The organism is Arcticibacterium sp. GJ41-1, assembly GCF_055808875.1.
Genome location: NZ_CM147888.1, coordinates 2,618,607 through 2,633,654 on the forward strand (window position 1 = coordinate 2,618,607; position 15,048 = coordinate 2,633,654).

Below are 15,048 nucleotides of genomic sequence, written 5' to 3' on the forward strand. Positions count from 1 at the left end.
AGATTCTATTTGATAAAGCTTAATTTTGTGGAAATTTCATCATCGAAACCAATATGCATTCTAGTACGTCAGCTGTTTCTTTACCCATCATGGAGTCTTTTTACACCATCCAAGGAGAAGGTGTGCATAATGGCAAAGCATCGTATTTTATTCGCTTGGGTGGCTGTGATGTGGGCTGTGTATGGTGTGATGTAAAAGAAAGCTGGGACGCAGAAAAACATCCGCTCACTTCTATTGAAACTTTGGTGACTGAAGCTAAAGAGCATCCAGGTAGATTGGTAGTTATTACAGGCGGTGAGCCATTAATGTATGACATGCTTCCTTTGACAGAAGCTTTACGTGCAGAAGGTTTTGAAACCAATATTGAAACTTCTGGAGCTTACGAAATGAGTGGTGCGTGGGACTGGGTTTGTTTTTCACCAAAGAAATTCAAAGAACCTCATGAAAGTATTTTTCCTGTAGCCAATGAGCTAAAGGCCATTATTTTTAACAAATCGGACTTTGCTTTTGCCGAAAAATATGCCGAATTAGTAAATGATGACTGTCAATTATTACTTCAACCAGAATGGGATAAGCAAGAGCAAATGCTTCCTTTAATTATAGACTACGTCAAAGCAAATCCAAAATGGAAAATCAGCTTACAGACGCATAAGTTTATGGATATTCCTTAATGAATCAATTTTTATAATGATTCATTGATTCAATTTTCGAACACCGAGAATTCCAAAACTTAATTATTCCTCAAAAGGAATTACTTCCAATATATGCTTAATAGCCGCTAACCTTGTTAGGGTTTTCTTATTGGCATGCAGAATGGTCCATGGGGCGTGGTCAGTATTAGTTTCTTTAAACATAACCTGTTTATATTCTGTGTATTCGTCCCATAGGTTTTGAGCTTTTTCGTCTAATGGGGTCATTTTCCATTTTTTTAGCTCACTTTTCCTGATTTCTTCAAATCTTTTGAACTGTTCTGCTTTTGTGATAGAAAAGTAAAATTTGATAAAGTAAGTATCAGATTGAATAATCATTTTTTCAAACTCATTCACCTGAGACATGAAAATTTCATATTCTTTTTGTGTACAAAATCCGTTAACAGGCTCTACTATAGCTCTGTTATACCAGCTTCTATCAAAAAAGACAATCTCTCCTGGTTTAGGCAGTTGGTTAACGTAACGTTGAAAATACCACTGTCCTTTTTCATCCTCAGTAGGCTTATTAAGAGCTACTATTCTGAAATGACGGGGATTGATATGTGCTGTTATTCTTCTGATAGTACCGCCTTTTCCGGCAGCATCTCTACCTTCAAAAAGGATAACTATCTTTTTCTTTTTTTCAATAACCCAAGTCTGAAGTTTGACTAATTCAGCTTGATATTCTCTTAGTTCTTTTTCGTATTTGGTATAACGTAATGCTTTGCTAAGATTGGTTCTTTCGTTTGCAAAAAGCATTCTTAAACCAATTTTTGAATTTAAGAGCTCAACATCCTCTTCTGTTAATTTGATCTTATTCTCCATAGCCTTAAATGTCAATTTGGTTAGCGTTTCTAAAGTATCTCACAATCACGTTAGGGTCGGGCGGTAATCGGACCATAGCGTTTTCTTTGTCAGGGTATTCGAATTTTGACAAGACGTGTCTGATACTTTCTAATCTTGCACGTTTCTTATTATTTGTTTTTACAATAATCCAGGGACTGAACGTAGTATGGGTTTTGCTAAACATTTGTTCCTTATAATAGGTGTATTTATCCCATAGTTCCTGTCCTTTTTGATCTACTGGGCTAAACTTCCATTTCTTAAGTGGGTTAGAAAGGCGGTCGTTAAAACGCTTGCTTTGTTCTTCTTTAGAAATAGAAAACCAAAACTTAATAAGAATCACGCCATCTTCATAAAGCATATGTTCAAACTCGGGTACTTGAACCATAAATTGCTCATATTGCTGATTATTACAGAAACCCATTACAGGCTCTACCACCGCTCTATTATACCAGCTCCTATCAAAGAAAACTATCTCTCCAGGATTTGGTAACTCTTTAATGTATCGTCTAAAATACCACTGACCACGCTCGTCATCTGTAGGTTTTGAAAGAGCCACCACTCGCATAGAACGCGGATTTAGATGCTCTTTAAATCTTTTGATAGAACCACCTTTTCCTGCAGCATCTCTACCTTCAAAAAGTATAGCTACACGTAATTTGTTCTCAATGACCCAGTGCTGAAGATTAACAAGTTCGGTTTGAAGCTGACCTAACTCTTGCTCGTATCGCAAGTTTTTCATGGTCTTACTTATATCAATACCCTTTTGCTGAGCTATTTCTATAAGTTCTTCTCTTGTCTTTGCGTTTTGAATATCTTCGGCAGAATATGGCATAAGTCTAATTAGCGTAAAAAATGAGTGCTGAGGGCTTTTTCAAATATAAATTCAAAAAGGGCATTTAAAGAATAAGGGTAAATATAATTTTACTAGTCCTTTAAAAACTTCAATTTTAAGATGTTTTGACCCACTAGTTTTCCCATGTCTTGTCCTTGGTCTAAGGCATCCATGTAATGAATGCCACCATAGAATCTTGAAATACTAGTTTCATTGGCGGCTTCCCAAAAAGATTTGAATTTTCTAGGCTCACCTACCCAAAACTTAGAATAGTCTGTAAAACCAATGTCTGAACCTACCGTAGCAGATAAGACGGTAGCCATAGCGGCAGATTGCACAGAGTGCCCAGAAGGGAACTCAGGAAATGGTGGTGTCAATAATTTAGGTTCCCAAGCACTATCAATATACCTATTTATATAGGCCACAGGACGTATCAAATTATGTTTCATTTTACCTTTCCATGAGCAAATGATGGCATCGTTTAAAGCCAAGCCTAACTGACAGTAAAGCTCAGCTGCTTTCTCAATAGTTACAGGTTCTTTTCTTAATACCATAGTAAGAATAGCGGCGGAGTGGCCAGGAGCGGTGTAGGTAAATCCTGCTGCATCATCCCAAAAATTGGCAATCACGTATTTCTTATTGCCTGGATTTACTGTTTTAGATTCCTCATAAACATCATTTGCCATTTTATAAAAAGGCGAGTTAGGATATTTTGAGAAGACTACTTTGGGCTTGATATCAAAATCGGTATCATTTTCTGCCATAAATGACCTATTGTATTGCCATCCAGGATGCATCGGTCCCGTGTTCTCCAAATCTGCCGAACGGTGTATTTCAAAACAAGATTCACATTCTGGAAGCAGGTAATTCATGTCATAGCTTCTTAAATATGCCTGATGTCCGCCGTCGGCTTTAGAGTATTCGTAAATCATTTTGCCTACGGCCAATCCGTAATTTCTTGATTTTTGGAAGGTCTCTTCGTCCAAATCACTTGCCAAAACAGTATTGACTGAATCTTTATAAGCCCAAACTTTTTCCATCCATACATAAGGAGCAGGAGTAAAAAGCTCATCAACCATATAGAATATAGCATTATTAATAGCCACCGGACTAGAAAATTGTTCAGGGCCAATGTCGTAATCTTCATGTCTTTTGTAGTCTTGAATCTGTCCACTTAAGCTTTGATATTCTGAATGACCAGGAAGCATAGCTTCGTAAGAGGCAAGATTAATATATGCCAAAGAGCGGGCGGCTACATTAGGAGTGTAACCAGTAGTTTGCTCTAGCAAATCAAAAATAAGCACATGCCATTTGACCAGTAAATCAGATGTCTTATAGTCGTATTGCTTTTCAGGTAGTACAAATTCAAACTCTACGAGGTTAGACTCATCTCTAGCTTGATAATTTTGTGAGGTTATTTGCTGAGCGAAGCCAAAATGGCTAATTGAATAACACAGCAGTAGGAAGGCGGATTTTTTGAGCATTTATCTTAACGAATGGTTTTAATAAAGCGTAAAAATAGCGAATATTACAAACATTTTGTGAATCAAAAACAAACCAAATGCCCTCAAAAAAACTATTTCTTCTAGATGCAATGGCCTTAATTTATAGAGCACATTTTGCATTTAGTAAGAACCCAAGAATTACCACAAGCGGAATGAACACTTCAGCCGTTTTTGGATTTACCAACACGCTTTTAGAGGTCTTAAAAAAGGAGAAACCAACGCACCTTGCTATAGTTTTTGATACCAAAGAACCTACATTTAGGCATGTGCAGTATCCAGAGTATAAGGCAAACAGAGAAGAAATGCCGGAGGATATTGGTATAGCTATTCCGTTGATAAAGCGATTGGCAAAATGCATGAATATTGCCATGTTAGAGCTCCCTGGTTTCGAGGCCGATGATATCATTGGTACCGTGGCTAAGAAGGAGGCTAGAAACGATTTTGAAGTATTTATGTATACGCCAGATAAGGATTATGGACAGCTGGTGGAGGAGCATATTTACCTATATAAACCTGCTTTTATGGGGAATGCGATTGAGGTACAAGGCATTCCTGAAATCTTAGCAAAGTGGGATATTGAGCGAATAGACCAAGTAATTGACATGCTAGGTTTGATGGGTGATAAGGTGGATAATATTCCTGGAATTATGGGTGTAGGGCAGAAAACGGCTGTCAAATACTTAAAAGAGTACGGCACCATTGAAGGCCTTTTAGAAAACGCCGACAAAATAAAAGGAAAGATAGGAGAGAAGGTGAGGGCAGGAAAAGCAGATGCTATTTTATCAAAAGAACTGGCTACCATTGATATAAATGTACCTATAGCCTACACGGCCGAAGACTTAATTTTAGAAGATTATAATAAGGATGATTTAGCTGCATTTTTAGACGAAATGGAGTTTAGGACTTTAAAGCGTAGAATGATGCCTGAAGCTGGAGATTCAGCTTCAAGTACTGAGAAAGCACCAGCGAAAAAGGCTCCTAAAAAAGCAAAGGATGCTTCGCAAATGGGCTTGTTTGAAAGTTATTCTGAAGAACCAGCTCCTGCAGCGGTAGTTACGGAGAAAGATACCATTCATTCTAAAAAGCATAATTACTATTTGATGGATACGCCTGAAAAAAGGGCGGAATTGATAAAATACCTCTTAGCTCAAGACGAAATCTGTTTTGATACAGAAACTACAGATGTGGATGCTTTTGATGCTGAGTTAGTAGGTCTGTCTTTTTCTTACAGAACCGGGGAAGGCTATTATGTGCCTACACCTGCTGATAAAGAGGAGACACTTAAAATATTAGAAGAATTTAGACCAGTTTTCGAAAGTGAAACGGTTGGCAAGATTGCTCAAAATTTAAAATATGATGTTTCGGTTTTGAAAAACTATGGTATGGAGGTCTACGGACCAAAGTATGACACCATGCTGGCACATTACCTTTTAGAGCCAGATATGCGTCATGGTATGGATTTCCTTTCAAACCTTTACCTCAATTATGAGCCAGTGCATATAGAAGAGCTAATAGGGAAGAAAGGCAAGAAACAAGGTAACATGCGTGATGTGCCTGTGGAAGAAGCTGGTAAATATGCCGCAGAAGATGCGGATGTTACTTGGCAGCTAAAACAAATTTTGGACAAAGACCTAAAGGTAAGAGAGCAAGATGATTTGCTTCAAAAAGTAGAAATACCGCTGGTCAATGTGCTCTCTGAAATGGAAATGGAAGGAATAAATGTCGACGTACATTCGCTTTATGACCTATCGGAAGTTTTAGGGAAAGATATACTTTCTGCCCAAAAAGACATTTTTGAATTGGCAGGAATGGAGTTTAATGTGGGTTCTCCAAAACAATTAGGTGAGGTACTTTTTGACCACCTTAAAATAGATGTTAAGCCTAAGAAAACACCAAGTGGTCAATATGCTACCGGTGAAGAAATACTGACTAAATATGAGCATGAGCATGCTATAGCAAGACGAATATTAGACTTTAGAGAGCTGAGTAAGCTCAAAAGTACGTATGTAGATGCTCTTCCATTACTTATCAATAAACGAACTGGTAGAATTCACACCTCGTATAATCAAGCGGTGGCAGCTACGGGTAGATTAAGTTCTACAAATCCAAACTTGCAGAATATTCCTATTAGAACAGAGCGAGGTAGAGAGATTAGAAAAGCCTTTATTCCTAGAGATGAAAACTTTAAGATTCTATCGGCCGATTATAGCCAGATAGAGTTGAGGATTATGGCAGCTTTTTCGGAAGATGAGTCAATGGTAACGGCCTTTAATAATGATGTAGATATTCACTCTACTACGGCGGCCAAGGTTTTTGGTGTAGAACTAGCAGATGTTAGTTCTGACATGCGTAGAAAAGCCAAAATGGTTAATTTTGGTATCATTTACGGTATTTCGGCATTTGGTTTGGCTCAAAGGTTGGGCATTTCTAGAACGGAAGCCAAAGAGATTATTGACAACTATTTTGAGCAGTTTCCAAGAGTGAAGGCTTATATGGACGAGTGTGTAAATAAGGCTAGAGAAAACGAATATGCTGAGACTATATTAGGTAGAAGAAGATATCTGAGAGATATCAATTCTAGAAATCAAACGAACAGAGGTTATGCAGAACGAAACGCCATAAATGCTCCTATTCAGGGTTCTGCGGCAGATATGATAAAGTTAGCCATGATTAATGTGCATGACTGGATGAAGAAAGAAAACCTAAAATCCAAAATGCTGCTTCAAGTGCATGATGAACTTATTTTTGATGCTCATGTAGACGAAATAGAATTGCTAAAAAACAAAGTGCATGAGCTTATGGTGAATGCTATTCCATTAAAAGTTAAGCTAGATACTGGCTTAGGAGTTGGGGATAATTGGTTGGAGGCTCATTAATTGGTTGGATAAAATACTATAATGGAACAGTTTTAGAATGGATGAGGAAAAAGTACTTCAGAATATCACTACTTCAATTAGTGATAAATTGAAAAGACCTATCATAGTAACGTATGTGTCCGTACTTATTATTTATAATTGGGATGTAATATTTTATTTACTTTTTGAAAACGATTCCGCGATAGCAAAAATTGATTACGTAAAGATTCAATACAGCCCAATGTATTTAGAAAGGATCCTTACCTGTATTTTAATATCGATAGTTTTAATAGTTTTGTTTACGGTACTCAATACTTTTATAAACTTTTGTCTAAAGTGGTTTTACAGAAAGGACAAGGAAATATCTTCAGAAATTGAAAAGTATGAGAAGATAAGTGCATTATCAGGGCAGCTATCGACCTCTATTGACGAAGTTGAAAATTTGAAATTGAAAATAGATAATTTAGAAAATATTAATAAGAGCCTTGGCTCAAAAAAGATTAACCTAGATATTAAGGCTATTTCTGAATTAGACTATCAGAGATTAATTGAAAAAATTCAGACTAAATCTAGTAGTGAAAAACTCCTTTATAGTTTAAAAGAACTCATATCTAGGTTAAAACAAAATCCGAATATTAGTAAAAGTACCTTTTCTAGTGGCTCAACATATCAGAAAGAAATGGACAATTTGATTCAGATATTGGAAGAAATGAATCTTATTAGTTCTGGGAATTATCATCTAGCTATTAAAATGAATACTTCTTTTAAGGATTTTTTAAAAATGGATATTTAATAGTTTGAACTATTAAAACTCTATAGATAGGTAAGAGTAATGTTTTGTCACAATTTTGCTTCAAAGGCAAAAAGACCGCCAAAACAAAGATTATAGTTTTAATAATAGCTCAGGGTTTTACCCTGAGCTATTAATATTTCGCCCCGCTGGGGCTTTTTTCTATTAGGTTCCTAAAGCTCTACAAGACTTCCAGCTTTGTGAAGTGTAATTCAGCCGCGGGCTGAGATAGGAACTTTATATAGTTTACAGATGGATTTTACTGAATTATTTTGAAGCCATACCCTTGTGAACATGGCACCTTAGCTAGACAGTTTTGGTGAGCAAATAAGTCTGTAAACACGGCTGATTTTTCAGAAACAAAGGTTGGCCAAAGAAGGGAAACTAGGAGACGCAGCTTCAACAATTCCTGTAGAAATGACTGTAATATCTTAATTTAAGAGGCTATCTCATACTTTTGGGCGAGCCTCTTTTTGTTTTACGAATAGCAGAGCTACTTACTTTTTGATAGGTGAAAATTTACCTTTTGTTAATACTTGAAAAGCATTTCGAAGCAAAGAAATATTTAATTTTAGACTACGTCAAAACAGTACGCTTCATTGATAATGACGTATTTTTTTGTCTCTTTTTATCAAATGTAAATGCCTTTTTTTTCGTTTTATAAGAAGAAGAATAATCAATCATTTTAAATATAATTAAATCATGAAAAAAGTACTTTTTTTAACTGGAGATTACACAGAAGATTACGAAACAATGGTTCCATTCCAGATGCTCGAGATGGTGGGCTATGAAGTGCATACTGTTTGCCCTGATAAGAAAAAAGGTGATATTGTAAAAACTGCCATTCATGATTTTGAGGGAGACCAAACGTATTCAGAAAAGCCAGGTCATAATTTTGTATTGAATTACAGTTTTGATGATGTAGACATTACCGAGTATGATGGTTTTGTGATAGCGGGTGGCAGAGCCCCAGAATATTTGAGGTTAAATGCCAAAGTAATAGATATGGTTAAGTATTTCTTTAAAGAAGATAAACCAGTAGCGGCTATATGTCATGGTATTCAGATATTGACTGCTGCTGATGTGGTTAGAGGAAGAAAATTAACTGCATATCCGGCTGTAGGTCCAGAAGTTACACTTGCAGGTGGCGATTTTCAATCAATTCCAGTAGACGCTGCCTTTGTTGATGGAAACTTAGTAACATCTCCAGCTTGGCCTGGACACCCAAGTTTTATTAGAGAATTCTTAAAAGTAATGGGAGCTACAATTACTCTTTGATAAGTTTTACATGTGATTACAAAAGCGACTCTAGGGTCGCTTTTGTTGTTCTAATATTGGCTATTTAAGTTTAAGGGTAAGTTGTTAAGCTACACATATTTTTTTATGTGGATGTATAATGATTAATCAGTAAGTGCTGCATTAATCTCATTTAGGTAGATTATATTTCTATACTGTGTGTTGCACCGTTGTCTAAACGATAGGTTGGTAATACATAAAAGTCTGCATGTCTTTTTGCGATATCGCTGAATATATTTGTCTCTACATCCCAATATTTTGAGGGTTTGATAGAAAATGAAATTGTTGAAAATTTCTTTTGGCTCCAACTCTAAATATATGCGGATGATTTAACTTCTATTTTTATGCCACTCTCAGTTATTAAATCAAAGGCATCCCATTCACTCCTTGTGTTGGATAGATTTAATCCTAGTGAAGAACTTACAATGAATTTGGCAAATTTTCCACGAGTAGTATTACTTAGGATATCGGAAACGCTCCATTGCCAAAAGTCCAAAAGATTATAATCTGTCTGTAGTCCATTATCCGAAAGGAATTCATTTCCTGTTTTAGGTATGGGTTTAATTCGTTTGAGTTTATTTATTGTAATATATATCAATTAACCCTCTCCCTCAAAGCCACCAAACCCAAAACAGGCCCAATGGCAAGAACAACGTAAATGCTGTTAGAATCAATTAAACTTTTCATTTCATTAAGTAGTTGAATACTAAAAATAGTGATAGCGAAACCTATACAAGTGACTATGGTGAGTGCGGTTCCTTTTAACTCAGGAATGGCGTTTTGAGCCACTAAAGCAGAAAAAAGTGGTGAGTCTGCTGTTACTACTAAGCCCCAAAAAAGCAAAAAGGAAATAAAAACTATTTCTGAGTTTATACCTAGCATAAAGGGGGAGAGAAGACAGCAAATACAAGATAGTAGTAAGCTTAGTGTTGCTATTTTTTTTGCTCCAAAGTTTTGTGATAAATAACCACCAAGCACGCAACCTATCCCGCCAATAGCAATGATGAGAAAAGAGAAAAGGGGAATGTTCAATGTAGAACTGGCATGGTTTGCTTTGTAAGTAGCCAAAATGATAGGAACAAAAGCCCATAAAGCGTACAGCTCCCACATGTGTCCGAAGTAACCAAAAGCCGCCGAACGAAAGTCAGAATTCTGGAAAAAACGCTGAAAGCCAGCTAATGATATTTTCTGACCTGGTTTTCGGAATGGTCCATCAGGTACAAGTACGGCTATTAAGATTCCACCTAAAATGGCTAAACCAGAGGTACTTACTAATACTGATTTCCATGGTGCTAAACCTTTTAATAAATGGGGGAATGCTGTGCCTATAACCAATGCTCCTACCAATAAACCTAATGATTTACCTAAACCTTTTTCAAAATGGTCGGCAGCTATTTTCATACCGACGGGGTAAATGCCAGCTAAGAAAAATCCTGTAAAAAAACGTAAGGTAAGTACTGTAGGGAGTGAATTCCCCTCCCATATAATGCCTAAATTAAACAAAGCACCTAAAACGGCACAGACTAAGAAAACTCTAGAGGGTGATATTCTATCCGATATAGCCAATAAGGCAAATAGGAGTGTTCCCACTATAAAACCCAACTGTACCGCGGAGGTTAATGCTCCTAAGGAGGAGGTTTCAAAACCAAAATTGACGACCAAATCGCTCATGACGCTGTTGCCCGCAAACCATAGTGATGTGCCACAGAATTGTGAAATAACTATTATGGGCAAAATTATCTTGGCGTTTGGCACTTGCGTAATCACATTTTGATAGCGTGCCTTTGAAACCTCGATTTGATAGGTTTAGTTTCTTAGCTGTTTAAAACTCCATAACCGATGCTGCCATCAAAACAGAAAAATAGCCATGCGGCTGTTGTTTCTCATCCGAAGAAGGACAGCTAACAGGACGAACCGATAAATAATTAGCGATGTTATCCTGAATTCCCATTCCGGGGCAGAAAGAAGTTACCATTGGCAGTCCGTCGGTATGTGGTTTAACAAAAGTTTTTAAAGCTGTCCAGCCTTGGTCAATGTTGTTATTAAAGTCTTGACCTAGTAAACCTAGGTTTCTGCCTTTTTTTAATGCGTACAGCATCATTCCCGTACCGCTAGTTTCAGGGTAATTATTGGCTAGATTAGGATATTCTACCAATTGATACCACATCCCATCTTTCATGTTTTGTGTGTCTTTTATGCCTTGGGCAAAATGCTGATAGAGGTAAAGCATTTTGTCATAGTTTTTATGAGATTTTGGTAGGTATGCTAACATATCAATTAGAGCCATAGAAAACCAACCAATGCTTCGGCTCCATATTTCAGGAGATGTTCCAGTTATTGGATTTGACCAACTTTTAGTCTTGTTATAGTCCCAGCCGTGATATGCTAAGTTCGTTTTTGTGTTAAAGGCTTTTGAGGCTATCAGCAAGGTTTGGTCTACCGCAAATTCAATAGATGGTTTGTCGTTAAATAAGACGCCGTATTTTAGTAAAAATGGATTGGCCATATAAACGCCATCTATGGTCATGACATCATTATAGTGGTCGTTGTTTTTGTGCCAATAGCCACCTTCTGGTGTTTTGTTAAATAGGGAGGTGTCAAAGAGGTATTCTTTTAGCTGAGTTGCAGCTGTTTTGTATTTCAATTCTCCTGTTTCTTCATAAAGAAATAAACATAAAATGCCAGGATGTATCCCGTCCAATTCTGTTTTCAAATCGGTAATAACGCCATGCTGGTCTACATAACTATCTACAAAATCTTTTATGTATTTCAGGTATTCTTGGTCTTTGTTTTGTAGGTATATTTTCTCCATAGCATGAAGAATAACCGAGTTTGAATGGTCCCAACCTTTTGCGGTCATGGTGTTTATAGTAGGCTGATAGCGAGTTATAATAGCATCAGAAAGTTCAGAGGCTACATTTTTTGATTGGCCTATTGATGGCTTAGAAACGGCAATTAATACAAAGAGTAAAAGTGAAATTCTCATCATTAGATTTATGGCACGATTTAGTCGTGTGGAGGTTAAAAAGTGTTATTAAAATTGAAGAATTTAAATTAACAACAAATCGAAAGAAAAAGTAATTAAAAGAAAAAATAAGTAAGTCTGAGGTTCTGTATGGTTCTAGAAGAATGCAGTCTTTTATGAAAAATAGATAATCTAAAGATTAGATAGGCTTAATCAATTTTCAACGGGTTTAAAAGGTATAATTATTTTAAATTTGCGGCGGATTTAGAGTTTGAAAGCGTTTGTTTTTGGAATAGCGTAACTTTTATCAAAAAGTGGATTCAGAATTGTTCTATAAATATTTTCTATAGTAGAATTTATTTGAGAATAACGGAGTTAGTGTATAAGCAGAAAGATTATTTAGAGAATGACCAGAAACACATATTATAACAACTTACTTAAGCGATTAGGTTTACTTAATCGGTACTATAAAATCACCAAGTTTTACACCTTTTTGAAAGATACTGCTTTTAAGGCTGGTACGGCGGTGGTAGGTTTTGTGATACTTCTTGTTACGCTAGAGTACTTCTTTTTAGACTTTGATGTACTACTTAATAATTTGGTCGAGACTTATTCTCCTCAGGTTATCTTCACGTTTTTTCTTACTTCTGAAACCATTTTGGGTTTGGTACCTCCCGAAATATTTATTGCTTGGGCTTCTAAGTCTCCTTCGCCCTGGTTGTTTTTGTTTATTTTGGCAACACTGTCTTATTTAGGTGGGATTATTGCCTATTTGATAGGCAGCCGTTTATTTATGGTAGGTTCTATCAAACATCATATAGAAAACAAAATTTCGCAGCACATTGTCAATCTACGGAAATGGGGAAGCATTTTCGTGGTGCTGGGAGCTATATCTCCAATACCACATTCCATAGTAAGTTTAGCTTGTGGTTTGATTAAGTATAGCTTTAAGGATTACTTACTTTGGGCACTTTTCCGTTACCTACGTTTCTTTATTTACGGAATGGTAATTTTTCAGGTGTTTGGTGAGTAGGGAGTTTTTAAAAGAAATTATAAAAAGGGACTTTGCTTAATGGCAAAGTCCCTTTCGTTTTATAAGAGCTTATTTCTAGGTGTGTTGGTATATTTTGTTTCATTTGGCAGCTATAATTTCAATTTCAATAAGACAATTTTCGGCGGTAGCCAATACTGGAAGCGGAACAATTGAGCTTGCAGGAAGTTTTTCTGACTTCCATTCTTTAGAGGCTACATCTATCAGAATTCCTTTTTTCTCGCTGTTGAAATCGGCAATGTATACCGTTTGTTTTACTACATCATTTATAGATAATCCAGCGGCTTCTAAAGCTACTTTAATGTTAGCCACGGTTCTTTCTACTTGTTCTTTAAAGTCTTTGGATACTAGTTTTCCGTTTTTGTCAGAAGCCCATTGACCTGAAAAATAGTACAGCTCTTTTCCTACTGGAATTTTAGCAATATGTGAAAATCCATTGTACTGAGGATTAAATAGGCTTTCTGGGTTTATAAAAGTGTTTTTCATTGTTTTAGTTTTACTAGCCGTCTTAATGACAGCTTGATTAATTTGATGGCACAAAACTATTGTAGGTAAGAAGGGCAGGCATTTACATATGTTAAGAAATTCAAGGATTTGAATTTATATACGGTTTTTGACCAGAAGGTTTAAATGACTTGGTGGCAATGGTACTTTAGCTAGATATTTCTTTAAGTATCTTCTAATTATTACTCTTTTTTTAGGCCTTTTTTTCTATAATCCGTACTTAGAAATACACTTGTATTGTTGATGTCTCACTTGATTGGCAATAAATAATTTTGCTATAGAGTGGTGCAACTAATTTATTCTTTTGTCGTCTTCTTTTACCCCAAACCTTTAATAAAAATAATGGAATCAAAAATTAAGGCTTTTATAAAATATGCTGAATCGCGTAATCCTAATGAATCAGAATTTTTACAAGCAGTGAATGAGGTAGCAGAAGTCATAATTCCATTTATTGAAGAAAATTCCAAATATCAAGGCAAAAAGTTATTAGAACGCATGGTGGAGCCAGAACGCACTATCATGTTTAGAGTACCTTGGATTGATGATAAAGGCGAGATTCAGGTTAATAGAGGCTACAGAGTAGAGATGAACTCGGCCATTGGCCCTTATAAAGGAGGTTTGAGATTTCACCCGTCTGTTAATTTGAGCATTTTAAAGTTTTTAGGCTTTGAGCAAGTCTTTAAAAACTCACTAACTACCCTGCCAATAGGTGGTGGTAAAGGTGGTGCTGATTTTGACCCGAAGGGCAAATCTGATATTGAAATAATGAGGTTTTGCCAAGCTTTTATGGCAGAGCTATTCCGCCACCTAGGAGAAAATACAGACATTCCTGCTGGCGATATTGGCGTAGGTGGCAGAGAAATTGGCTATATGTATGGCATGTATAAAAAGCTGAGAAATGAGTTTACTGGTGTTTTGACTGGAAAAGGAATGGCATACGGTGGCTCTTTAATTCGTCCAGAAGCTACGGGCTATGGAAATGTTTATTTCGCTCAAAACATGTTAGAAACCCGTGGCGAGAGTTTTGAAGGTAAAAGAGTTTTGATTTCAGGCTCAGGAAATGTGGCTCAGTATGCTGCTGAAAAAGCAACACAGATGGGCGGAAAAGTTATTACAATGTCAGATTCTTCTGGGTTTATTCTAGATGAAGATGGTATTGATGAGGAAAAACTCGCCTTTATCATGGACTTGAAAAATGAAAAACGTGGCCGTATAAATGAATATATAGAACAGTATTCTAAGGCTACATTTCATGAAGGCGAAAGGCCATGGAACGTAAAAGGTGACATAGCCCTGCCATGTGCTACGCAGAATGAATTAGACAAAAAAGATGCCCAAAACTTGGTGAAAAATGGCTGTATTTGCGTAAGCGAAGGGGCAAATATGCCAAGCACGCCTGAAGCTATAAATCTGTTTTTGAAAGAAAAAATACTATTGGCCGTAGGCAAAGCTTCCAATGCGGGCGGTGTAGCTGTTTCAGGCTTAGAAATGTCTCAAAATGCATTGCGATATAGCTGGACTAGAGAAAAGGTGGATGAGAAACTAAAGTCAATCATGGACGAAATACATGAGTCTTGTGTCAAATATGGTACTGATGATAATGACTATGTCAACTATGTGAAAGGTGCAAATATTGCTGGTTTTGTAAAAGTGGCAGATGCCATGTTAGCCCAAGGTGTGGTTTAGGCTAAAATGGCTTTATGCTCGAATTAAAA

12 protein-coding genes are annotated in these 15,048 nt (G+C 36.5%); 6 read left to right on the forward strand and 6 right to left on the reverse strand.

Going from position 1 to position 15,048, the window contains the following annotated elements; all coding sequences use genetic code 11:
• Window positions 1-53: 53 nt before the first annotated feature.
• Window positions 54-671 carry a 7-carboxy-7-deazaguanine synthase QueE gene (locus tag AC0L6O_RS10770; protein ID WP_473308452.1) on the forward strand — a complete coding sequence of 206 codons (618 nt, stop codon included), beginning with the start codon at window positions 54-56 and terminating at the stop codon, window positions 669-671.
• A 63-nt stretch (window positions 672-734) separates the two neighbouring features.
• Here AC0L6O_RS10770 and ppk2 (AC0L6O_RS10775) read toward each other — a convergent pair whose 3' ends face one another.
• The 3 genes from ppk2 (AC0L6O_RS10775) to AC0L6O_RS10785 form a co-directional block, all read right to left on the reverse strand.
• Window positions 735-1,514 (reverse strand): polyphosphate kinase 2, encoded by a 780-nt coding sequence (gene ppk2 / locus AC0L6O_RS10775; protein ID WP_473308454.1) that lies wholly within the window; start codon window positions 1,512-1,514, stop codon window positions 735-737.
• A 4-nt stretch (window positions 1,515-1,518) separates the two neighbouring features.
• On the reverse strand, window positions 1,519-2,367 hold the full coding sequence (gene ppk2, locus AC0L6O_RS10780) for a polyphosphate kinase 2 (RefSeq protein WP_473308455.1): 849 nt from the start codon (window positions 2,365-2,367) through the stop codon (window positions 1,519-1,521).
• A 92-nt stretch (window positions 2,368-2,459) separates the two neighbouring features.
• Window positions 2,460-3,851 carry a vanadium-dependent haloperoxidase gene (locus AC0L6O_RS10785; RefSeq protein ID WP_473308456.1) on the reverse strand — a complete coding sequence of 464 codons (1,392 nt, stop codon included), beginning with the start codon at window positions 3,849-3,851 and terminating at the stop codon, window positions 2,460-2,462.
• Window positions 3,852-3,928: 77 nt separating this feature from the next.
• Here AC0L6O_RS10785 and polA point away from each other — a divergent pair, with 77 nt between their 5' ends.
• The 3 genes from polA to AC0L6O_RS10800 all read left to right on the forward strand — a co-directional run bounded on the left by polA (window position 3,929) and on the right by AC0L6O_RS10800 (window position 8,795).
• Window positions 3,929-6,748, forward strand: coding sequence for a DNA polymerase I (gene polA, locus AC0L6O_RS10790; protein ID WP_473308457.1), 2,820 nt, complete (start codon window positions 3,929-3,931; stop codon window positions 6,746-6,748).
• Between the two features lie 37 nt (window positions 6,749-6,785).
• Window positions 6,786-7,520: a hypothetical protein gene (locus tag AC0L6O_RS10795; RefSeq protein WP_473308458.1), complete on the forward strand. Its 735-nt coding sequence runs from the start codon at window positions 6,786-6,788 to the stop codon at window positions 7,518-7,520.
• 699 nt (window positions 7,521-8,219) lie between these two features.
• A complete protein-coding gene (locus tag AC0L6O_RS10800) occupies window positions 8,220-8,795 on the forward strand; it encodes a DJ-1/PfpI family protein (protein ID WP_473308459.1) in 576 nt (191 codons plus the stop codon).
• Window positions 8,796-9,407: 612 nt separating this feature from the next.
• Here the strand turns inward: AC0L6O_RS10800 and AC0L6O_RS10805 are convergent.
• On the reverse strand, window positions 9,408-10,568 hold the full coding sequence (locus AC0L6O_RS10805) for an MFS transporter (protein WP_473308461.1): 1,161 nt from the start codon (window positions 10,566-10,568) through the stop codon (window positions 9,408-9,410).
• A 67-nt stretch (window positions 10,569-10,635) separates the two neighbouring features.
• Complete coding sequence (locus AC0L6O_RS10810; protein ID WP_473308462.1) at window positions 10,636-11,802, reverse strand: glycoside hydrolase family 88/105 protein; 1,167 nt, start codon at window positions 11,800-11,802, stop codon at window positions 10,636-10,638.
• 382 nt (window positions 11,803-12,184) lie between these two features.
• Here AC0L6O_RS10810 and AC0L6O_RS10815 point away from each other — a divergent pair, with 382 nt between their 5' ends.
• Window positions 12,185-12,811 carry a YqaA family protein gene (locus tag AC0L6O_RS10815; RefSeq protein ID WP_473308463.1) on the forward strand — a complete coding sequence of 209 codons (627 nt, stop codon included), beginning with the start codon at window positions 12,185-12,187 and terminating at the stop codon, window positions 12,809-12,811.
• Window positions 12,812-12,910: 99 nt separating this feature from the next.
• Here AC0L6O_RS10815 and AC0L6O_RS10820 read toward each other — a convergent pair whose 3' ends face one another.
• Window positions 12,911-13,315, reverse strand: a complete 405-nt coding sequence (locus tag AC0L6O_RS10820) for a RidA family protein (protein WP_473308465.1) — start codon at window positions 13,313-13,315, stop codon at window positions 12,911-12,913.
• Between the two features lie 360 nt (window positions 13,316-13,675).
• Between AC0L6O_RS10820 and gdhA the strand changes: the two genes are divergently transcribed.
• Complete coding sequence (gene gdhA, locus AC0L6O_RS10825; protein WP_473308466.1) at window positions 13,676-15,019, forward strand: NADP-specific glutamate dehydrogenase; 1,344 nt, start codon at window positions 13,676-13,678, stop codon at window positions 15,017-15,019.
• Window positions 15,020-15,048 lie beyond the last annotated feature (29 nt).

Coding starts and splice junctions, on each gene's coding strand:
- AC0L6O_RS10770 (WP_473308452.1), top strand. CDS start 54: ATGCATTCTAGTACGTCAGCTGTTTCTTTACCCATCATGGAGTCTTTT.
- gdhA (WP_473308466.1), top strand. CDS start 13,676: ATGGAATCAAAAATTAAGGCTTTTATAAAATATGCTGAATCGCGTAAT.
- ppk2 (WP_473308454.1), bottom strand. CDS start 1,514: ATGGAGAATAAGATCAAATTAACAGAAGAGGATGTTGAGCTCTTAAAT.
- AC0L6O_RS10820 (WP_473308465.1), bottom strand. CDS start 13,315: ATGAAAAACACTTTTATAAACCCAGAAAGCCTATTTAATCCTCAGTAC.
- AC0L6O_RS10800 (WP_473308459.1), top strand. CDS start 8,220: ATGAAAAAAGTACTTTTTTTAACTGGAGATTACACAGAAGATTACGAA.
- AC0L6O_RS10785 (WP_473308456.1), bottom strand. CDS start 3,851: ATGCTCAAAAAATCCGCCTTCCTACTGCTGTGTTATTCAATTAGCCAT.
- AC0L6O_RS10810 (WP_473308462.1), bottom strand. CDS start 11,802: ATGATGAGAATTTCACTTTTACTCTTTGTATTAATTGCCGTTTCTAAG.
- AC0L6O_RS10815 (WP_473308463.1), top strand. CDS start 12,185: ATGACCAGAAACACATATTATAACAACTTACTTAAGCGATTAGGTTTA.
- polA (WP_473308457.1), top strand. CDS start 3,929: ATGCCCTCAAAAAAACTATTTCTTCTAGATGCAATGGCCTTAATTTAT.
- AC0L6O_RS10795 (WP_473308458.1), top strand. CDS start 6,786: ATGGATGAGGAAAAAGTACTTCAGAATATCACTACTTCAATTAGTGAT.
- ppk2 (WP_473308455.1), bottom strand. CDS start 2,367: ATGCCATATTCTGCCGAAGATATTCAAAACGCAAAGACAAGAGAAGAA.